Here is a 19,587-nt window from a genome sequence, read left to right as displayed (position 1 = left end):
TTTCGGCTTTCCGGGGCGGGTCGGTCGGTCAAGGGTGGAGCGAAGCGACATCGCGCAGCGACGCGACGAAGGAGCGCCCTTGAGGGACCGGCACGACACCGAAGGACGATGGGACTGACGGGAAACCCCCAAACCAGCCCTGATCCCGCCCAGGGAGACACCGCCCCCGGCCCCCCGGCCCGCAGACGAGGAGGCGGGTGGGCAACCACCGACCCGCCCCGACCCGTCGAGGGGGAGATGGCGGGCCCGCGCCGCAAACCACGTACAGCAGCCGGGGCCGGACACCCCTCGGTGTCCGGCCCCGGCCGCGTGTCGCTGCGTATCGCCGCGTTACTTCTTGCGGCGCCGGCCGCCCGAGGCCTTCTGGGCCTTGCGGCGCTCCGCGCGCGTCATGCCGTCGCCGACGGCGTCGGAGTCGAAGTCGCCCTCGACAACGCCGCCCTCACCGTCGACCGTCGGGGCCGAGAAGTGCAGCCGGTCCGGGCGCTGCGGGGCGTCCAGGCCCTTGGCGCGGATCTCGGGGCGGGCCGACGGGACCGGCTCCTTCACCATGGACGGGGCCGCGTCCTGCACCGGGAGCTCCTCGACCTGCTGCTCGACCTGGACCTCCAGGTTGAACAGGTAGCCGACCGACTCCTCCTTGATGCCCTCCATCATGGCGTTGAACATGTCGAAGCCCTCGCGCTGGTACTCGACCAGCGGGTCCTTCTGGGCCATCGCCCGCAGGCCGATGCCCTCCTGGAGGTAGTCCATCTCGTAGAGGTGCTCGCGCCACTTGCGGTCCAGCACCGAGAGGACCACGCGGCGCTCCAGCTCGCGCATGACCTCGGAGCCGAGGGCCTTCTCGCGCGCCCCGTACTGCTCGTGGATGTCGTCCTTGACGGACTCGGCGATGAACTCGGCGGTGATGCCCGCGCGGTCGCCGGCGGCCTCCTCCAGCTCCTCGACCGTGACCTTGATCGGGTAGAGCTGCCGGAAGGCGCCCCACAGCCGGTCGAGGTCCCACTCCTCGGCGAAGCCCTCGACGGTCTCGGCCGAGATGTAGGCGTCGATGGTGTCGTCCATGAAGAAGCGCACCTGCTCGTGCAGGTCCTCGCCCTCCAGGACGCGGCGGCGCTCGCCGTAGATGACCTCGCGCTGGCTGTTGAGGACCTCGTCGTACTTCAGGACGTTCTTGCGGGTCTCGAAGTTCTGGGTCTCGACCTGCGACTGCGCGGACGCGATCGCGCGGGTCACCATCTTGTTCTCGATCGGGACGTCGTCCGGCACGTTGGCCATGGCCATGACGCGCTCGACCATCTGGGCCTTGAACAGGCGCATCAGGTCGTCGCCCAGCGAGAGGTAGAAGCGGGACTCGCCCGGGTCGCCCTGGCGGCCGGAGCGGCCGCGGAGCTGGTTGTCGATGCGGCGCGACTCGTGGCGCTCGGTGCCCAGCACGTACAGGCCGCCGAGCTCCTTGACCTCTTCGAACTCGGCCTTGACGGCCGCCTCGGCCCGGGCGAGCGCCTCGGGCAGGGCGTGCGCCCACTCCTCGATGTGCTCTTCGGGGTCGAGGCCGCGCTGGCGCAGCTCCGCCTCGGCGAGGTCGTCGGGGTTGCCGCCGAGCTTGATGTCGGTACCGCGGCCGGCCATGTTCGTGGCGACGGTGACGGCGCCGCGGCGGCCGGCCTGGGCGACGATCGTGGCCTCGCGCTCGTGCTGCTTGGCGTTGAGGACCTCGTGCGGGATGCCGCGCTTGGAGAGCTGCTGCGAGAGGTACTCGGACTTCTCGACCGAGGTGGTGCCGACGAGGATCGGCTGGCCCTTCTCGTGCTTCTCCGCGATGTCGTCGACGACGGCGGCGAACTTGGCGACCTCGGTCCGGTAGATGAGGTCGGCCTGGTCCTTGCGCTGCATGCCCCGGTTGGTGGGGATGGGGACGACGCCGAGCTTGTAGATCTGGTGGAACTCGGCGGCCTCGGTCATGGCCGTACCGGTCATGCCGGACAGCTTCGAGTAGAGGCGGAAGAAGTTCTGCAGGGTGATCGTGGCGAGGGTCTGGTTCTCGTCCTTGATGTCCACCCCTTCCTTCGCCTCGATCGCCTGGTGCATGCCCTCGTTGTAGCGGCGGCCGGCGAGGATACGGCCGGTGTGCTCGTCGACGATCATGACTTCGCCGTCGATGACGACGTAGTCCTTGTCGATCTTGAAGAGTTCCTTGGCCTTGATCGCGTTGTTGAGGTAGCCGACGAGCGGGGTGTTCACCGACTCGTAGAGGTTGTCGATGCCGAGCCAGTCCTCGACCTTGGCGACACCGGCCTCGTGGATGCCGACGGTGCGCTTCTTCTCGTCGACCTCGTAGTCGCCGGTCTCTTCGATGCCCTTGAGCGGGTTGCCGGCCTCGCCCTTGGTCAGGCGGGTGACCAGCTTGGCGAAGTCGGCGTACCACTTGGTCGCCTGGTCGGCCGGGCCGGAGATGATCAGCGGGGTGCGGGCCTCGTCGACGAGGATCGAGTCGACCTCGTCGACCACGGCGAAGTTGTGGCCGCGCTGCACCAGCTCGTCCTGCGACCACGCCATGTTGTCGCGCAGGTAGTCGAAGCCGAACTCGTTGTTGGTGCCGTACGTGATGTCGCAGTCGTACTGCTCGCGGCGCTGGGCCGGCGACATGTTGGCCAGGATGCAGCCGATGGACAGGCCCAGGAACTTGTGGACGCGGCCCATCATCTCGGAGTCGCGCTCGGCGAGGTAGTCGTTCACCGTGATCAGGTGGACGCCCTTGCCCGAGAGCGCGTTCAGGTACGCGGGGAGCGTGCCGACGAGGGTCTTGCCCTCACCGGTCTTCATCTCGGCGACGTAGCCGAGGTGCAGCGCGGCGCCACCCATGATCTGCACGTCGTAGTGCCGCTGGCCGAGGACGCGCTTGGCGGCCTCGCGGACGGTGGCGAAGGCCTCCGGCAGCAGGTCGTCCAGGCTCTCGCCGTCCTGGTAGCGCTGCTTGTACTCGTCCGTGAGCGCGCGCAACTCGGCGTCGGAGAGGTTGACGAAGTCCTCTTCGATGGAGTTGACCTGGTCCGCGATGCGGTGCAGTTTGCGCAGGATCTTGCCTTCGCCTGCACGCATGAGCTTGTTGAAGACGGACACTGAGGCTGGTCTCCTTGCCGGTCGGGCCTGGGCACTTTACGTACACGGGCACGGCAGGTGGGCCCCACCGCAACGGCCATCGTAAGCGAGGACGTGGTCGCGTCGGGAGGTCCGCCGTGTCCGCAGGGCACGGGCGCCCGGAATGAGAACGTACGGGGGACGGATTCGGTGCCGGTGTGGACGAAAACCCCTCGCCCGGGTTACCCGGCGCGGCAACAATCCGTTCATGGAACCCGTCACGCTGACCACCGGGCGCCTCCTGCTGCGCCCCTTCGCCCCCTCGGACGCCGAGGAGGTGTACGCCGCCTGCCAGGACCCCGAGATCCAGCGCTGGACGATGGTGCCGACCCCGTACGAGCGGGAGCACGCCGAGGCCTGGGTCACGCACGTCTCCCGGAGCGCCTGGCTGGAGGACCGCGAGTACGGCTTCGCGGTGCGGCTCGGGGCGGAGGGCGCCGAGGGGCCGCTGGTGGCCGCCGTCGGGGTGCACGTGCGCGGCCCCCAGGGCTACGAGATCGGCTACTGGGCCGCCGAGGAGCACCGGGGCAACGGCTACGTCGGCGAGGCCGTCACCGGGGTCGCCCGGTGGCTGTTCACCGAGGTCGGCGCCGGCCGGCTGGAGTGGCGCGCCGCCGTGGGCAACACGGCCTCCCGGGCCGCCGCGGAGAAGGCCGGCTTCCGGTTCGAGGGCACCCTGCGCGGCGCGCTCGACCACCGCGGCACCCTGCGCGACTGCTGGGTCGCCGGCCTGCTGCCCTCGGACCTCGGCCTGGCCTCCCGGCTGCCGTACCCGCCGGCGCGATGAAGGCACTGGCTCCGACCGGCGCACACGGTGATCATGCTGCAATGGAACCGATCACCCTGACCACCGACCGCCTGGTCCTGCGCCCGCACACCCCCGCCGACCTGGAGGAGACCTTCGCCGCCTGCCAGGACCCCGAGATCCAGCGCTGGATCTCGGTCCCGGTGCCTTACCGGCGCTCGGACGCGGAACGGTACGTCACGGAGAGCGCCCCGGCGGCCTGGCGGGAGGGCACCGGCTTCGACTTCGCGGTGCGGCTCGGCGCCGACGGCCCCCTGGTGGCCACCCTGGGCATCCACAAGAGCGGCGAGAACGCCCACGAGATCGGCTTCTGGACGGTGGCCGGCCACCGCGGCAAGGGCTACATGACCGAGGCGGTGCCGGCCGCCGCCCGCTGGGCCTTCACCGAGCTGGGCTGCGTACGGCTGATCTGGCGCGCCGGGGACGGCAACACGGGCTCCCGCATCGTGGCGAAGAAGGCGGGTTTCGTGATCGAGGGCCTCCAGCGTTCCGCCATGGAGCACCGGGGCGTCCTCCGGGACTGCTGGGTCGGCGCCCTGCTCCCCACCGACCTCGGGCTGCCGTCCCGGCTGCCGCACGAGAGCGCGGCCGTGAGCACCGGATCGGCCGGGGCCGCCGGGCGGGGGAAGCCGCTGTCAGTGCCCGGGTCTAGGGTGCGGACATGACGAGCCTGCCGCCGCCCACCGTGTCCCTCTCCGCCGACGAGGCCCGCCGACTGGCCCTGCGCGCGCAGGGGTTCCTCGGGGCGCCCGACCGCCGGGGCGGGGTCCGGGGGGTGCTGCGGCACCTGGGCGCCGTGCAGCTGGACACCATCTCGGTCCTGGCCCGCTCGCACGAGCTGATCCCGTACGCGCGTCTGGGCGCCGTGGGCCGGGAGGCGGTGGAGAGGGCGTACTGGAGCGACAGCCACGCCTTCGAGTACTGGTCGCACGCGGCGTGCATCCTGCCGATCGAGGAGTGGCCGCACTTCGCCTTCCGCCGCCGGGCCAACCGGGCGCGCGGCCACCGCTGGCACATCCTGGAGGACAAGCAGCACTCGACGCGGGCGGTCCTGGACCGGCTGAGGGCCGACGGCCCGCTGACCTCGACCGAGCTGGGCGGCGCGAAGAACGGCGGCGAGTGGTTCGAGTGGTCCGAGACCAAGATCGCGGTGGAGTGGCTGCTCGACACCGGTGAGGTGGTCTGCACGGAGCGGCGCGGCTGGAAGCGGGTCTACGACCTGGCCGAGCGGGCCGTCCCGGACGCGCTGCTCCATGACGACCTGGACGACCGCGAGTGCCTGCGCCGCCTGGTCGCGCTGGCCGGGCAGTCGCTGGGGGTCGGTACGCGCGCCGACATCGCCGACTACCACCGCCTCAAGGGCGACCAGGTCGACGCGGTGATCGCGGACTCCGGGCTGGTGCCGGTGGAGGTCGAGGGCTGGGGGAAGCCCGCCTGGGCGGACCCCGCCGCGCTGGCCGCCGTTCCGCGCGGCCGCCACCGCACGACCCTGCTGTCCCCGTTCGACTCGCTGGTCTGGGACCGGCCGCGCACGGAGCGGGTCTTCGGCTTCACGCACCGCCTGGAGGCGTACGTGCCCAAGCCGCAGCGGATACACGGGTACTTCGCGATGCCGCTGCTGGCCGGCGGGCGGCTCCGGGGGCGGGTCGACCCGGCCCGCGAGGGCCGCACGCTGGTGGCCCGCCAAGTCTCGCTGACGACGCCGAAGGCGGCGGGTGCGATGGCGGAGGCCCTGCGGGAGGCGGCGCTGTGGGTGGGCTGCGACGCGGTCCGCGTCGAGCGCGCGCAGTCGCCGGCGGAGGCGGCCGCGATCACGGCGGAGCTGGCGGCGCTGGGCGCCTGACGGCGGCGCTCAGCGGATCTCCAGGATCTTCTCCCGCATCGCGTAGACGACGGCTTCCATCCGGGAGTGCAGCTGGAGCTTCTCCAGGATGTTGCGCACGTGGTTCTTCACGGTGTTCTCGGAGATGAACAGCTGTTTGGCGATGTCCCGGTTGTTCATGCCCGTGGCCACCAGCTTGAGGACTTCGAGTTCCCGGTCCGTCAGCCTCGGTGCCGGGACCAGCCGCCGCTCGTCGGTGCGCTGGATCATCGACTTGAACTCGGTGAGGAGCTTCGACGCCATCGACGGGCTGATCTGCGACTGGCCGTCCGCGACCGCGCGGATCGCCGTCGCGACCTCGTCCGTCGAGATCTCCTTGAGGAGGTACCCGGTGGCGCCGGCCTTGATCGCGTCGTAGAGGTCCGCCTCCTCGTCGCTGATCGTCAGCATGATGATCTTCGCGGAGGGGGCCACCTCCTTGATCGAGGTGCACGCCTCGATGCCGCCGCGCCGGGGCATCCGCACGTCCATCAGCACGATGTCGGGCAGCAGGTCGGCGGCCTTGTCCACGGCCTCCGCCCCGTCCCCGGCCTCACCGACGACCTGGATGTCCTCCTCCTGGGCGAGGACGATCTCCAGTCCGCGCCGGAAGAGGGCGTGGTCGTCGACCACGAGCACCCGGATCGGCTCCCCGGCCGGGTCCTGCGCCCCATGACAGTCGGCGCCGTCGTCGTCGCGCGCCGGCCCGAAGCCGTCCGCCATCGTTCCTCCCCCTGCATGTGCTGAGCTGCTGGTCCAACCCGACGGGGTCGGCCGCCGGTTGACTGCCCGACATGATTCCATGCCCGCGCTACGGGACGGGTTTCCGGCGGAATCCATGTGGCTCATACGAGTCATACAGGTGCCCCTGCGGAACGCCGCGCGTTCCGCAGGGGCAATGGTTGAATTTCAGCCTCCGAGCGCGCCGCCCGCGCCCGCTCCCGAGGGCTCCGAGCTGGACGCCCCGTCGGGGTCCACGTGGATGACGCCGTAGTCGTAGGCGTGGCGCCGGTAGACGACGCTGGGCATCTTGGTCTCGGAGTCGACGAACAGGTAGAAGTCGTGGCCGACCAGTTCCATTTCGTACAGAGCCTGATCGAGCGACATCGGCCGGGCCGAGTGGGTCTTCTCGCGGACGATGAGCGGGCCTTCGCCCTGCACCTCCAGGGATCCGATCCGCTTGACCGGAACCCCTTCCTCCATGTCCTCGTAGACCGGCTCGCCGTTGCTGTTGAGGGTTGCGACGCCCGGCACACGGTCGGCGACCTCGGCCGCCGAGAGCCGTCCGGTGCCACGGCGGGTGAAGCGCTTGTCGTGCTGCTTGCGCAGCCGGGCCTCCAGCTTGTCCTGTGCCAGGTCGAGCGCCGCGTACGGGTCGGCGGCGGCGGCCTCGGCCCGGATCACCGGGCCCCGCGAGTGCAGGGTGATCTCCACGCGGTCGGAACGGTCGGCCTGGCGCGGGTTGTGCTCCTTGGACACCTCGACGTCCAAGCTGATCACCTTGGCGTCGAGCTTCTGGATCCGCTCCGGATTCAGCTTCTCGGCCACGTGCTTGCGGAACCGCTCTGGCACCTCGGTCTTGCGGCCCTTGACGACGATGTCCACGCAGAACTCCGTTCCCGGAGACCCCCGCCACCAACGGCGGAGCGCCTCCCTTTCGCACCAGGCTCCGGTGAACACCGGAGCCTCGGACTTGGCGACTTTCACCTCCTCCTCCCCCATCGGCAAGATCTACATCCCACCGACTTCGGAGTAGAGAGAGCCCCCCTCACAGGTACTGCACACGAAGATTCCAATAAACAGACGGACTGCTGCTCCGATACCCGGGGCCGAAGGTTCGCCAGTTCCTCACAACCGAACATATCTCTCAAAGCCGGTTGTCGGCACCCGCTACCGAAACGTACCTCCGATCGGGTGGGTCTTCCCTCTTACTACCTGCAACGATGCGCATTCCCCAGTGGTTCCAAATCTATTCACAAGATTTTTGCCCTGTCCGGGTTGCCGCCGTTCGCCGTGTCGCCGTGAAGGAACCCGCCGGAGCGGCCACCACGGCAGCAGCTTCCGCCCGCAGGCCCGCCTCGCGCAATGCCCTCGCCGCCTCCGCCAGCGTGGCTCCGGTGGTGATCACGTCGTCCACCAGCACGATCCGAGCTCCCGCCGTCAGCGCGGCCCCGCCCGGACGCACCTCCAGGGCCCCCGCGAGGTTCTCCTGCCGCTCCCGCGCCCCCAGGCCCGCCTGGTCCGCGACGGCCCGCCGCAGCCGCAGCACGGGCGCCACGCGCGCGGCCGCACCGCCCCCGCGCAGCCGCCGCGACGCGGCCAGGGCGATCCGGCGCGCCGGGTCGTGCCCGCGCGCCCGCACCGCCCGCCGCGCGGAGGGCACCGGGACCAGCACGAGCTCCGCCCCGCCCGCGGCCCCGCCGCCGCCCGCACGGGCCACCGCCGCCGCGAGGGCGACCCCGAGCGGGCCGGCCAGGGGCAGCGCCCCGCGTTCCTTGTGGGCCAGCACGACCGCCCGTACGGCCTCCTCGTACCGCGCCCCCGCGTACACCTCGGGCAGCCCCGCCGGACCCGCCCGCCGCGCCACGGGACGCACCCGGCCCGCGCCCGCGCCGCTCAGGGCGCCCCGCCACGCCCCGCACAGCACCACGCGGGCGGCCCCGCAGCCGGCACAGTCCGCCGGCAGGACCAGCCCGGCCAGCTCCCGCCACCACTCCCGCACGCATCCACCCTGCCGCGCCGGGCGCGGGCCCGCGACCCCTGTGGAAAACCGGCGCCGGGAGGGGGGCGCTCAGCCCGGGTAGACCGGCAGCCGGCCGCCCGCCGCCACCGTGCGCCACTGCGCGCCCGACGGCAGCCACACGATGCCGTCCTCGCCGAACCCCACCACCGGCTTGCCCTCGTCCTCCGAGGCCGCGATGGCGCTCAGCCCCGTCGCGCCGGGCAGGCTCGCCGCGACCATCGACCCGTCGGACAGCATGTAACGGGCCTGGTCCACGCCGCCGCTCTCCCGGCCCACCACCAGCAGCCGGCCGCGCGGCGCCCAGCTCATCGCCGTCACCTCCGCCATCTGCGGGGCCGCCGGGCGCAGCTCGCGCACCGAGATCCGGGGTGAGTCGCCCCTGCCCTCGGGCCGTTCGATCCGCCCGATGAAGAGGTTCTTGCGGCTGCCCTCCTTCTCCACGAGGAGCGCGATGCGCACCCCGTCCGAGGAGGCCTTCAGCCCGCTGATCTTCCCGCCGTCGAGCCCCGCGACGTCCACCTTCTGCGGGGTGCCGGTACCGCCGGGCACCCGCCACAGGCCCTGGGTCTGCGGGTCGAGGTCGGCGATCCACAGGTCGCCCTGCGCGTCCCAGCTGGGCGCGGTGAACTTCCCGGACTTGCTGGTCATCAGCGGCTGCTGCGGCATGGGGCCCGCCGTGGTCAGCGTCACCACGAAGAGGTTGTGCCCGTCCTCGGAGACGACCGCGGCACGCTTCTCGTCGTACGTCACGGCCGCCGAACCCACCTTGAAACCGGCGGCGGTGGCCAGCGGGCCGGGGGCCGGCTCCGGCTTGTCCTGCTGCTGCTCCTCGCTGTTGGCGTCGAGCATCATCCGGACGAGCCTGGCGTCCTTGTCCACGTAGTACTGGTGCTCGGGCGACGGCGGCCGGTTGGCGATGGCCGCCGCGGTCGAGCCGGTGACCCAGCACAGCGACGACTTGCCGTCGGGCTTCAGCAGTTCGACCCGGTCCAGCTTGGAGGTCGTCAGGTCCCGGACGGTGTAGAGGAGTTGGGTGGCCATCTTCTGGCACTGCGGCTGCGCGACGTTCACGGCGATGCCGTTGAGCGGGACGCGCAGGGTGTTCTGGCCGTCGTACGAGAGGGACTTGGTGCCCTCGCGCAGTTCGCTGCCGGTGGGGAACGCGGTGGAGGCGACCGGGCCGAGCCACTTGGACGGGCCGGCCAGCAGGGACTGCACGGTCTGCGTGGTCGGGTCCATGCGCGAGTCGGGGTCGGTGCGCTGACGCACGTAAACCGGGTCGGCGACGAGGGTGTTGCCCGCGAAGTAGTACTTGTTGACGGGCTTGTAGATGCGCTGGAAGTCGGACTCGCTCAGGACGAGGCTGCTGGGCGGGGTCGCGATCCGCCACTGCTTGTCGACCTGGACCAGCTGGAGGTACTCCTCGTAGCGGCCGCCGCCGGTCTCCGGCTGGTAGGCGCTGCGCTCGTCCACGGTCGCGAGCTTCTTGCCGTAGATCTTCCAGCGCGGTTCCTCGGCCTCCCTCTCCTTGTCGCCCGGTGCGGAGACCCGGCTGAGGCCGGCGGAGAGGACGGTGACGGCCGAGCCGGGCCGCCAGTTCTTCGCGGCGTCCTCGGTGAGGTACTTGCGGGCGGTCGCCAGCTGCGGGTCGTCGCTGGTCATCGCTTCGAGGAAGCCGTCGACGATGTCGGCCGGGCTGGCCCTGTCGGCCGGCGGCACGCCGAAGACGCGGACCTGCGAGTCGACGCCCTGCGAGGCCTCCACCCGGCGGATCTCGCCGCGGTCGGGCATGGAGGCGCAGCCGCCGACCAGCAGGCCGACGGCTCCCAGGGCCAGCGCCACCAGGGTGCCGCGGTGCCGTCCGGCCGCCCGGGTCCGTTCGCTCCGTCCGCCCCGGCCGCCTGCCGGCGCGCGGTCAGCGTCGTCCACCGGATCCATCCTCCTGTGCTGCGCTCTGGTCGGCGGGCCTGGCCACGACGCGGGAGCCGTTGCCGGGCAGCGCCGTGGGGTCGGCGGGCACCGGCTGGGCGGTGGTGACCGCCGGCCTGGGCGGTATCGGGTCGCGGTCGGGGCGCTCGGTGCGCCCGTCGGTCTGGGTGCCGGGTCCGCCGGCGGTGCCCGCGCGCCCGGCGGCCTCGGCGGCGGCCTTGGCCCGGTTGCCGCGGGAGTCCTCGGGCTCCAGCGGGATCGGGGATCCGCGCAGGGGCTCGTCGGCGGTGCGGGGCAGGGTGAGGCGGAACTGGGAGCCGCCGCCGGGCTCGCCCCAGGCCTGGAGCCAGCCGCCGTGCAGGCGGGCGTCCTCGACGGCGATGGACAGGCCGAGGCCGGTACCGCCGGTGGTGCGCGCCCGCGCGGGGTCGGCCCGCCAGAAGCGGTTGAAGACGCGGGTGGCCTCGCCGGGCTTGAGCCCGACGCCGTAGTCGCGGACGGCGACGGCGACGGCCCCGCCGGCCGAGGCGAGGCGGACCACCACGTCGCGGCCCTCGCCGTGCTCGACGGCGTTGACGACGAGGTTGCGCAGCACCCGCTCCACGCGGCGGGCGTCGGCCTCGGCTATGACGGGCTGGGTGTCGCCGAGGACCCTGATCCGGGTGCCCTTGTGCTCCGCGAGCGGTTCGGCGCCGTCGATGACGCGGCGTACGACGTCCCGCAGGTCGATGGGCTCGGCCTGGAGGTCGGCGGCGCCCGCGTCGAAGCGGCTGATCTCCAGCAGGTCGGAGAGGAGCGATTCGAAGCGGTCGAGCTGTCCGGCGAGCAGCTCGGCGGAGCGCGCGGTGACGGGGTCGAAGTCGACGCGGGCGTCGTGGATGACGTCGGCGGCCATGCGTACGGTCGTCAGCGGGGTGCGCAGCTCGTGCGAGACGTCCGAGACGAACCGGCGCTGCATCCGGGACAGGTCCTCCAGCTGCTGGATCTTGTTCTGGAGGTTCTGGGCCATCTTGTTGAACGCTTCGCCCAGGCGGGCGATGTCGTCCTCGCCGGTGACCTTCATCCGCTCCTGGAGCCGCCCGGCCGAGAGCCGCTCGGCGATCCCGGCGGCCATCCGCACGGGCGTCACGACCTGTCGTACGACGAGCCAGGCGATCGCGCCGAGCAGCACGACCACGAACACGCCCGCGGTGGCGATGGTGACCTTGATGAGGTTGAGGGACTCCTCCTCCTGCGTGAGCGGGAAGAGGTAGTACAGGTCGTACGGGTCCCCGTTGATGTCGGTGAGCCGCTTGCCGATGACCAGCGCGGGCTCCGGGGGCTTCTCCCCCGCCCCGGCGGTGTACCGGATCTGCCAGAAGGTCTTGAAGGTGCCGGTGGCGTGGTTGACGGACCGGCGCAGCGTGAGCGGGACGCTCGCGGTGGGGTCGACGTTGCCCGAGGCGCGGGCGCCCTTGACGCCCTGGGCGCCGGGGGCGGTCTGCTCGCCGGTGCCGGTGCCGGCGCCGAGGGCGACCACCTCGAAGGCGGTCTGGCCGCCGCTGGCGAGCTGCTTGACGAGCGAGTTCATCCAGGTGCTGGCGTCCCGGCCGACCTTGTTGTCGGTGGCGTCGGGGCCGTCGACGGCGAAGGGGGTGTTGGCCTTCTCCTGTGCGACCGCGAACCCTCCGGCGGCCTGGCTCTGGGCGGCCTCCTCCTTGGCGTCGAGGAGGCCCTTGGAGACCTGGGCGATCACGACGAAGCCGAGTGCGAGGACCACGGCGAGCGACATCAGCAGGGTGGCGGCGACCACCCGGAGCTGGATGTTGCGCCGCCAGATCCGGACAGCCGGAAGCAGCGGCCGGCGTACGAGGCGTACGAACAGCCGCAGGAGGGGGCCGCCGGGTGCTCCGTCCTGGAGCAGCCGGCCGCCCCGCAGGACTCCCCGCCGGGAGCCGCCCCGGGCCTTGCCGGGCTGCACGTCAGCTGGGTCCGGCCTTGTAGCCGACACCGCGCACCGTCACTACGATCTCGGGGCGCTCCGGGTCCTTCTCGACCTTGGAGCGGAGCCGCTGCACGTGCACGTTGACCAGGCGGGTGTCCGCCGCGTGCCGGTAGCCCCAGACCTGCTCCAGCAGCACCTCGCGGGTGAAGACCTGCCAGGGCTTGCGGGCGAGCGCGACCAGCAGGTCGAACTCCAGCGGGGTGAGTGCGATGGAGGCGCCGTCGCGCTTGACCGAGTGGCCGGCGACGTCGATGACCAGGTCACCGATGACGAGCTGCTCGGGTGCGGGCTCCTCCGACCGGCGCAGGCGGGCCCGGATGCGGGCCACCAGCTCCTTCGGCTTGAACGGCTTGACGATGTAGTCGTCGGCGCCGGACTCCAGGCCCACCACGACGTCCACGGTGTCACTCTTGGCGGTGAGCATGACAATAGGCACGCCCGATTCGGCGCGGATCAGCCTGCACACCTCTATGCCGTCCCGTCCGGGCAGCATGAGGTCGAGCAGCACGAGGTCCGGCTTCGCCTCCCGGAAGGCAGCCAGTGCCTTGTCACCGTCCGCTACGAACGACGGCTCAAAACCTTCTCCACGCAGCACAATGCCGAGCATCTCGGCCAGCGCGGTGTCGTCGTCGACGACGAGGACGCGTCCCTTCATGGTTGACATCATCCCATTAGCTAATCGTTACCTGGCGGTGAGCTGTCCCACAGCCAAAAGGGCTGGAAATCGCCCCTCGGACCTGCGTGGAGATCAGGACGACCAGTCTGCCCCGGATCCGCGCGACAATTGAAGGGCGAGCGGCACGGGATCCGGGGGACGGCCGGTGATCCGGGGGACGGCCCGTCCCATCCGGGCGCCCCCATGGCACGATGGCAGCCGACCAGCGCGCCCGCCACGGCAGGTGCACGTGAAGGAGCGACGATGACTGACTCTCCGGGCTGGGCCGCGCCCGGATCCCCGTCCGACGGCCAGGGCTCCGACCCCGACCGGCCGGCCGCTCAGCCGGCCGGCACCACCCCCGGCGAGGGCACCGCACCCGCGGACTCCCCGGGCGCCCCCTCCGCCGGCGGCAAGTGGTCCGCCGCCCAGCCGCCGCCCGGCCAGTGGTCCAGCCCCACCGGCGGCCAGACCCCGCAGCCCGCCGCGCAGCCCGCACAGCCTGCGCAGCAGCCGCAGGCCGCCGGCTGGGGAACCCGCCCCGGCAGCCCGTACCAGTACCCCGGCGGCTGGGGCAGCACGCCGCCCGCCGCCAAGCCCGGCGTGATCCCCCTGCGCCCCCTGGGCCTCGGCGAGATCCTCGACGGCGCCGTCGGCACCCTGCGCGGCCACTGGCGCCCCGTGCTCACCGTCAGCCTCGTCGTCGCCGCCCTCACCCAGGTCACCCTGCTCCTCCTCCAGCGCGCCTGGATCGACGGCCTCCCCGTCGCCGACGAGAACCTCAGCCGGTCCCAGGCCGTGAACGTCATGGGCAACACCGCCCTCTTCTACGCCTTCCAGTACTTCCTGGAAATCCTCGGGCTGCTCCTCGTCACCGCCCTCCTCGCACCCGTCGTCAGCCGCGCCGTCCTCGGCCAGGCATCCACCGTCGGCGGCACCCTGAAGGCCGTACGCCCCCTCGCACCGCGCATGCTCGCCCTCATCGGCATGCTGCTCGCGGGCTCCGTCGCCGCCCTCATGCTCCCGACGCTCCCCGGCATCCTCGCGGGCAGCGCCGTCCTGGCCGCCCTCGGCATCCCCTTCGGCTTCGTGCTCCTGGCCTGGTTCTACGTGACCTTCGCGCTGGCCCCGCCCGCGCTGATGCTGGAACGCGGCTCGGCCGTCGCCGCCCTCAAGCGTTCCGTGAAACTGGTCAAGGGCGCCTGGTGGCGGATCTTCGGCATCAGCCTGCTCACCTGGCTGATCCGCACCATCACCGCCATGGTGATCGTGATGCCCTTCGCGGGCCTCGCCCTCATCGCCGCCCCCGAAGGCATGACCAGCCTCTTCAACGGCTCCGCCACCCCCAGCTGGACCTTCCTGATCATCACCGCGATCGGCGGCGTCGTCGGCGCCACCGTCACCCTGCCGATGCAGACCGGCGTCACCACCCTCCTCTACATCGACCAGCGCATCCGCCGCGAAGCCCTCGACCTGGAGCTCGCCCGAGCCGCCGGCCTGGACGGCTACGGCACCCCGAGCCCCGCAGAACGGCCCGGAGGCTGACGCACCGATGAGCACGGGGGGACGCGGACTCATCACCATCGCCGACGGCGACACACCGCCGCTGACCACGGGGCGCGACGCCGCCCGCGAGGCGGCCGAACGCGAGCTGGCCAAGCCCGCCTACCACCAGGACGAGCCCGGGCTGCTCCAGCGCGCCCTGGACCGCTTCTGGGAGTGGCTCGGGGACTTCTTCGACCGCGCCTCCGGAGCCACCCCCGGCGGCTGGGCGGGCCTCCTCACCATCGCCGTACTGGTCCTCCTCGTCATCGCCGCCCTCTGGTGGCGGCTCGGCACCCCCCGCCGCACCGCCACCACCACCGGCACCCTCTTCGACGAAGGCCCCCGCAGCGCCGCCGACCACCGCGCCGCAGCCGACGCCCACGCCGCCGCGGGCCACTGGAACGAAGCCGTCCAGGAACGCATGCGCGCCGTCGTCCGCTCCCTGGAGGAACGCACCCTCCTCGACCCCCGCCCCGGCCGCACCGCCGACGAGGCAGCCGCCGAAGCCGCGCTCTCCCTCCCCGCGCACGCCGCCGCCCTCCACGCCGCCGCCCGCGCCTTCGACGACGTCACCTACGGCGGCCGCACCGCCGACCCCGACACCTACGCCCGCCTGCGCACCCTCGACCTCACCCTGGAACGCGCCAAGCCGCTCCTGACGGGACCCACCGCATGACCGGCCCCACACCGCCCGTCCAGAGCGCCCCCGGGCCGACCTCCACCGCCCCCAGCGGCGCCCAGCGCTGGGCCCGGGCCCGCGGACTCCTCCTCGCACTCGGCATCCTCCTCGCCACCGCCGTCACCCTCGCCGGACTCCAGTCCGGAGACCACCACGGCCGCCTCGACCCCCGCTCCGCCGACCGCGACGGCAGCCGCGCCATCGCCCAGCTCCTCAAGGAACGCGGCGTCACCACCCGCGTGGTCACCAGCGCCGAGGAAGCCGCCTCCGCGGCCGGCCCCCGCACCACCCTCCTCGTCACCGACCCCGACCTGCTCGGCGAACCCCAGCGACGCGCCCTCCGCTCCGCCATCGACCTCTCCGGCGGCCGCACCGTCCTCATCGCCCCCAGCAGCCTCAGCCTCCCCGACCTGGCCCCCACCACCCACACGAAGTCCTTCGCCCACCGCGACGACCTCGACCCCGGCTGCGCCCTGCCCGCCGCCACCACCGCCGGCCGCGCCGGCACCGGCGACGGCCTCCGCTACACCACCACCCACCCCGGAGCCACCGCCTGCTACCCCAGCGACGGCCACCCCACCGTCCTCGTGCTCCCCAGCACCACCAAGGGCGGCGACACCGTCCTCCTCGGCTCCGAACGCCCCCTGCTCAACCAGCACCTCGCCCAGCAGGGCAACGCCTCCCTCGCCCTCCAGCTCCTCGGCTCCCGCCCCGACCTCGTCTGGTACCTCCCCACCCTCGCGGACATGCCCGCCGACGGCCCCGCCGAGGAGAAGAGCCTCCTCGACCTCGTCCCCTCCGGCTGGCTCTGGGCCCTGCTCCAGCTGTTCGCCGCCGCCGCCCTCGCAGCCCTCTGGCGCGCCCGCCGGCTCGGCCCCCTCGTCACCGAGAACCTGCCCGTCGCCATCCGCGCCTCCGAGACCACGGAGGGCCGCGCCCGCCTCTACCGCAAGGCCTCCGCCCGCGACCGCGCCGCCACCGTGCTGCGCGCCGCCGCCCGCGAACGCCTCGCCGCACTGGTCGGCGTACCGCCCGCCCGGGCCCACGACCCCGCCACCCTGGTACCCGCCGTCGCCGCCCGCCTGCCCCAGGCGGCCGGATCCGACACGGCCACCACCCTCTTCGGCACCACCCCCGCCGACGACGCGGCACTCGTCGCGCTCGCCGACCACCTCGACGCCCTCGAAAGAGAGGTCCGCACCTCATGACGGCCACCACGGACAGCGCCCGCTCCTCCCTGGAAGCGCTCCGCACCGAAATCTCCAAGGCCGTGGTCGGCCAGGACTCCGCCGTCACCGGACTCGTCGTCGCGCTCCTGTGCCGCGGCCACGTACTCCTCGAAGGCGTCCCCGGCGTCGCCAAGACCCTCCTCGTCCGCGCCCTCGCGGCCTCCCTCGCACTCGACACCAAGCGCGTCCAGTTCACCCCCGACCTGATGCCGAGCGACGTCACCGGCTCCCTCGTCTACGACGCCCGCACCGCCGAGTTCTCCTTCCAGGACGGCCCCGTCTTCACCAACCTCCTCCTCGCCGACGAGATCAACCGCACGCCCCCCAAGACCCAGTCCTCCCTCCTGGAGGCCATGGAGGAGCGCCAGGTCACCGTCGACGGCACCCCGCGCCGGCTCCCGGACCCCTTCCTCGTCGCCGCCACCATGAACCCGGTCGAGTACGAGGGCACCTACCCCCTCCCCGAAGCCCAGCTGGACCGCTTCCTCCTCAAACTGACCGTCCCCCTGCCCTCCCGCGAGGACGAGATCGGCGTCCTCACCCGGCACGCCGCCGGCTTCGACCCCCGCGACCTGCACGCCGCCGGCATCCGCCCCGTCGCAGGCGCCCGGGAACTGGAAGCCGCCCGCAAGGCCGTCGAGGACACCACCGTCTCCCCCGAGATCGCCGCCTACGTCGTCGACCTCTGCCGCGCCACCCGAGAATCGCCCTCCCTCACCCTCGGCGTCTCCCCGCGCGGCGCGACCGCCCTCCTCGCCACCTCCCGCGCCTGGGCCTGGCTCACCGGCCGCGACTACGTCACCCCCGACGACGTCAAAGCCCTCGCCCTGCCCACCCTGCGCCACCGCGTGCAGCTGCGCCCCGAAGCCGAGATGGAGGGCGTCACCGCCGACTCGGTCATCTCCGCGATCCTCGCCCACGTCCCCGTCCCCCGCTGATGGCCCTCACCGGACGCGCCGCCCTGCTCGCGGCCCTCGGCAGCCTCCCCGTCGGCCTCCTCGAACCGAGCTGGACGGGCCTCCTCGCCGTCAACGGCACCATCGGCCTCGCCTGCGCCGTCGACTACGCCCTCGCCGCCCCCGTACGCGGCCTGCGGCTCACCCGAACGGGTGCCACCACGGTCCGTCTCGGCGACACCGCCGACGTCCACCTCACCCTCACCAACCCCGGCACCCGCACCCTGCGGGCCCGCCTCCGCGACGCATGGCCCCCCAGCAGCTGGCACCCCGGCACCGAAACGGACGCCTCCCGCCACGCCCTGACCGTCCCCGCCGGTGAACGCCGCCGCCTCACGACCCGCCTGCGCCCCACCCGGCGCGGCGACCGCAAGGCCGCCCTCGTCACCATCCGCTCGTACGGACCGCTCGGCCTGTGCGCCCGCCAGGGCTCCCACGACGTCCCCTGGACCGTCCGCGTCCTGCCGCCCTTCACCAGCCGCAAGCACCTCCCGTCCCGCCTCGCCCGCCTGCGCGAACTCGACGGCCGCACCAGCCTGCTGACCCGCGGCGAGGGCACCGAGTTCGACAGCCTCCGCGACTACGTACCCGGCGACGACACCCGCTCCATCGACTGGCGCGCCACCGCCCGCCAGCAGAAGGTCGCCGTCCGCACCTGGCGGCCCGAACGCGACCGCCACATCCTGATCTGCCTCGACACCGGCCGCACCTCGGCGGGACGCGTCGGCGACGCCCCCCGCCTGGACTCCGCCATGGACGCGGCCCTCCTCCTGACCGCCCTGGCCACCCGGGCCGGCGACCGCGTGGACCTCCTGGCCCACGACCGCCGCCCCCGCGCCCAGGTCCAGGCCCGCTCGGCCGCCGACACCCTCCCGGCCTTCGTCAACGCCATGGCCGGCCTCGAACCCGAACTGGTCGAGACCGACGCCCGCACCCTCGTCTCCACCATCCTGCGCAGCGCCCCGCGCCGCTCCCTGGTGGTCCTCCTGACGAGCCTGGACGCGGCCCCCGTCGAAGAGGGCCTCCTCCCGCTCCTCCCCCGGCTCACACAGCGCCACACGGTCATCCTGGCCTCCGTGGCCGACCCCCACATCGCCGCGATGGCCGCGTCCCGCGGCTCCCTGGACTCCGTATACGAGGCCGCCGCGGCCACCCAGACCCAGTCCCAGCGCCGCCGCACGGCGGAACAGCTCTCCCGCCACGGCGTCCACGTCGTCGACGCCACCCCCGACACCCTGGCCCCCGCCCTGGCGGACACCTACCTGGCCCTGAAGGCGGCGGGCCGCCTGTAGCCGCTGGATAGGCTGGTCGGGCATCCCGTCAGGAGGACACCATGGCCGACCTCACCCCGGAGCAGATGCGCCGCCTGCACGACTTCGCGGAGCACCTCTCGGAGCTGGCCGAACACCAGGAAGACCAGTGGAAGGTGCAGACCACCGACGGTCAGATCTTCCTCACGATGATGAGCCCCACGGCACCCCACGGCCTGAACGTGGTGAGGCTCCGCCGCCAGATCGAGGCCCAGACACCCGAGGTCATGGCCCTCAACGACACGAACATGGGCGATCCGGTGACCGGCTTGACGAAGGTCCCGGACCTCATGGTCATCGCGGAGGAGGACACCGACGACACCGCCAAAGTCGTCAACTCCCGCGACGTCCTGATGGTGGTGGAAGTCGTATCCCGTACGAACTCGCTGACCGACATCCGCGACAAGCTGCACGACTACCCGAGGATGGGGGTCCCGCTGTACGTCGTCGTGGACCCCCGGAAGGACAAGAGGGCCGTGACGGTGCACAGCGACCCCTCGGAAGGCCCCGACGGCATCCGCTACCGCAAGAAGGTCCCGCACGCTTTCGGCGACACCGTCACCGCCGGCCGCTGGACGCTCGACACGAGCAGCCTGAAGGCCTACCCCGCCGACTGGTGATCCGAGTGGGGCCGTTTCCGGCCCGAACGACCCCTGAACGCAGAAAAGCCCCGCACCAGAAGGTGCGGGGCTTTCCCACAATGATTGTTCGGCGGCGTCCTACTCTCCCACAGGGTCCCCCCTGCAGTAC

16 protein-coding genes are annotated in these 19,587 nt (G+C 72.5%); 9 read left to right on the top strand and 7 right to left on the bottom strand.

The window, feature by feature from the left end; all coding sequences use genetic code 11:
- Positions 1-330: 330 nt before the first annotated feature.
- Complete coding sequence (secA, locus tag ACZ597_RS22305) at positions 331-3,123, bottom strand: preprotein translocase subunit SecA (RefSeq protein ID WP_471332792.1); 2,793 nt, start codon at positions 3,121-3,123, stop codon at positions 331-333.
- A gap of 226 nt (positions 3,124-3,349) precedes the next feature.
- Here secA and ACZ597_RS22300 point away from each other — a divergent pair, with 226 nt between their 5' ends.
- From ACZ597_RS22300 to ACZ597_RS22290, 3 genes are read left to right on the top strand one after another with little or no spacing between them, the layout of a single operon-like run.
- Positions 3,350-3,928, top strand: coding sequence for a GNAT family N-acetyltransferase (locus tag ACZ597_RS22300; RefSeq protein ID WP_471332789.1), 579 nt, complete (start codon positions 3,350-3,352; stop codon positions 3,926-3,928).
- Positions 3,929-3,969: 41 nt separating this feature from the next.
- On the top strand, positions 3,970-4,611 hold the full coding sequence (locus tag ACZ597_RS22295) for a GNAT family N-acetyltransferase (protein ID WP_471332786.1): 642 nt from the start codon (positions 3,970-3,972) through the stop codon (positions 4,609-4,611).
- Complete coding sequence (locus ACZ597_RS22290; protein WP_471332783.1) at positions 4,608-5,789, top strand: winged helix-turn-helix domain-containing protein; 1,182 nt, start codon at positions 4,608-4,610, stop codon at positions 5,787-5,789. Before ACZ597_RS22295 ends, ACZ597_RS22290 begins: the two co-directional genes overlap by 4 nt.
- Before the next feature lie 9 nt (positions 5,790-5,798).
- Here ACZ597_RS22290 and ACZ597_RS22285 read toward each other — a convergent pair whose 3' ends face one another.
- The 6 genes from ACZ597_RS22285 to mtrA all read right to left on the bottom strand — a co-directional run bounded on the left by ACZ597_RS22285 (position 5,799) and on the right by mtrA (position 13,130).
- Entirely contained in the window at positions 5,799-6,530 is a 732-nt protein-coding gene (locus ACZ597_RS22285; protein WP_042800977.1) for a response regulator, read from the bottom strand.
- 186 nt (positions 6,531-6,716) lie between these two features.
- Complete coding sequence (gene hpf / locus ACZ597_RS22280; RefSeq protein WP_007264438.1) at positions 6,717-7,412, bottom strand: ribosome hibernation-promoting factor, HPF/YfiA family; 696 nt, start codon at positions 7,410-7,412, stop codon at positions 6,717-6,719.
- A 364-nt stretch (positions 7,413-7,776) separates the two neighbouring features.
- Complete coding sequence (locus ACZ597_RS22275; RefSeq protein ID WP_471332780.1) at positions 7,777-8,529, bottom strand: ComF family protein; 753 nt, start codon at positions 8,527-8,529, stop codon at positions 7,777-7,779.
- A gap of 69 nt (positions 8,530-8,598) precedes the next feature.
- Positions 8,599-10,479, bottom strand: a complete 1,881-nt coding sequence (locus ACZ597_RS22270; protein WP_471332778.1) for an LpqB family beta-propeller domain-containing protein — start codon at positions 10,477-10,479, stop codon at positions 8,599-8,601.
- Positions 10,466-12,439 carry an MtrAB system histidine kinase MtrB gene (gene mtrB, locus ACZ597_RS22265; protein WP_471332776.1) on the bottom strand — a complete coding sequence of 658 codons (1,974 nt, stop codon included), beginning with the start codon at positions 12,437-12,439 and terminating at the stop codon, positions 10,466-10,468. The genes ACZ597_RS22270 and mtrB overlap by 14 nt, the downstream gene beginning before the upstream one ends.
- A gap of 1 nt (position 12,440) precedes the next feature.
- Positions 12,441-13,130 (bottom strand): two-component system response regulator MtrA, encoded by a 690-nt coding sequence (gene mtrA, locus ACZ597_RS22260; protein ID WP_007264442.1) that lies wholly within the window; start codon positions 13,128-13,130, stop codon positions 12,441-12,443.
- Positions 13,131-13,382: 252 nt separating this feature from the next.
- Between mtrA and ACZ597_RS22255 the strand changes: the two genes are divergently transcribed.
- Genes ACZ597_RS22255 through ACZ597_RS22230 form a run of 6 tightly spaced genes read left to right on the top strand, consistent with a single transcriptional unit; the run spans position 13,383 to position 19,457 of the window.
- Entirely contained in the window at positions 13,383-14,663 is a 1,281-nt protein-coding gene (locus ACZ597_RS22255) for a hypothetical protein (protein ID WP_471332773.1), read from the top strand.
- Between the two features lie 7 nt (positions 14,664-14,670).
- The gene (locus ACZ597_RS22250) at positions 14,671-15,339 is read left to right on the top strand and encodes a DUF4129 domain-containing protein (RefSeq protein ID WP_471332770.1); all 669 of its coding nucleotides are present in this window, start codon (positions 14,671-14,673) and stop codon (positions 15,337-15,339) included.
- A complete protein-coding gene (locus ACZ597_RS22245) occupies positions 15,336-16,550 on the top strand; it encodes a DUF4350 domain-containing protein (RefSeq protein ID WP_471332767.1) in 1,215 nt (404 codons plus the stop codon). The genes ACZ597_RS22250 and ACZ597_RS22245 overlap by 4 nt, the downstream gene beginning before the upstream one ends.
- Positions 16,547-17,509, top strand: coding sequence for an AAA family ATPase (locus ACZ597_RS22240; protein ID WP_471332765.1), 963 nt, complete (start codon positions 16,547-16,549; stop codon positions 17,507-17,509). The genes ACZ597_RS22245 and ACZ597_RS22240 overlap by 4 nt, the downstream gene beginning before the upstream one ends.
- Positions 17,509-18,819 (top strand): DUF58 domain-containing protein, encoded by a 1,311-nt coding sequence (locus ACZ597_RS22235; RefSeq protein WP_471332762.1) that lies wholly within the window; start codon positions 17,509-17,511, stop codon positions 18,817-18,819. Before ACZ597_RS22240 ends, ACZ597_RS22235 begins: the two co-directional genes overlap by 1 nt.
- A 41-nt stretch (positions 18,820-18,860) precedes the next feature.
- The gene (locus ACZ597_RS22230; RefSeq protein WP_471283503.1) at positions 18,861-19,457 is read left to right on the top strand and encodes a Uma2 family endonuclease; all 597 of its coding nucleotides are present in this window, start codon (positions 18,861-18,863) and stop codon (positions 19,455-19,457) included.
- The last annotated feature ends 130 nt before the right edge of the window (positions 19,458-19,587 follow it).

The sequence above is a fragment of the Streptomyces sp. NPDC040718 genome (genome assembly GCF_055593565.1).
The sequence above is the reverse complement of the archived record's forward strand: the minus strand, read 5'-3'. Positions and strand labels throughout refer to the sequence as shown.

Coding starts and splice junctions, on each gene's coding strand:
- mtrA (WP_007264442.1), bottom strand. CDS start 13,130: ATGATGTCAACCATGAAGGGACGCGTCCTCGTCGTCGACGACGACACC.
- ACZ597_RS22295 (WP_471332786.1), top strand. CDS start 3,970: ATGGAACCGATCACCCTGACCACCGACCGCCTGGTCCTGCGCCCGCAC.
- ACZ597_RS22245 (WP_471332767.1), top strand. CDS start 15,336: ATGACCGGCCCCACACCGCCCGTCCAGAGCGCCCCCGGGCCGACCTCC.
- ACZ597_RS22290 (WP_471332783.1), top strand. CDS start 4,608: ATGACGAGCCTGCCGCCGCCCACCGTGTCCCTCTCCGCCGACGAGGCC.
- ACZ597_RS22255 (WP_471332773.1), top strand. CDS start 13,383: ATGACTGACTCTCCGGGCTGGGCCGCGCCCGGATCCCCGTCCGACGGC.
- ACZ597_RS22235 (WP_471332762.1), top strand. CDS start 17,509: ATGGCCCTCACCGGACGCGCCGCCCTGCTCGCGGCCCTCGGCAGCCTC.
- ACZ597_RS22285 (WP_042800977.1), bottom strand. CDS start 6,530: ATGGCGGACGGCTTCGGGCCGGCGCGCGACGACGACGGCGCCGACTGT.
- ACZ597_RS22230 (WP_471283503.1), top strand. CDS start 18,861: ATGGCCGACCTCACCCCGGAGCAGATGCGCCGCCTGCACGACTTCGCG.
- ACZ597_RS22250 (WP_471332770.1), top strand. CDS start 14,671: ATGAGCACGGGGGGACGCGGACTCATCACCATCGCCGACGGCGACACA.
- ACZ597_RS22300 (WP_471332789.1), top strand. CDS start 3,350: ATGGAACCCGTCACGCTGACCACCGGGCGCCTCCTGCTGCGCCCCTTC.
- ACZ597_RS22240 (WP_471332765.1), top strand. CDS start 16,547: ATGACGGCCACCACGGACAGCGCCCGCTCCTCCCTGGAAGCGCTCCGC.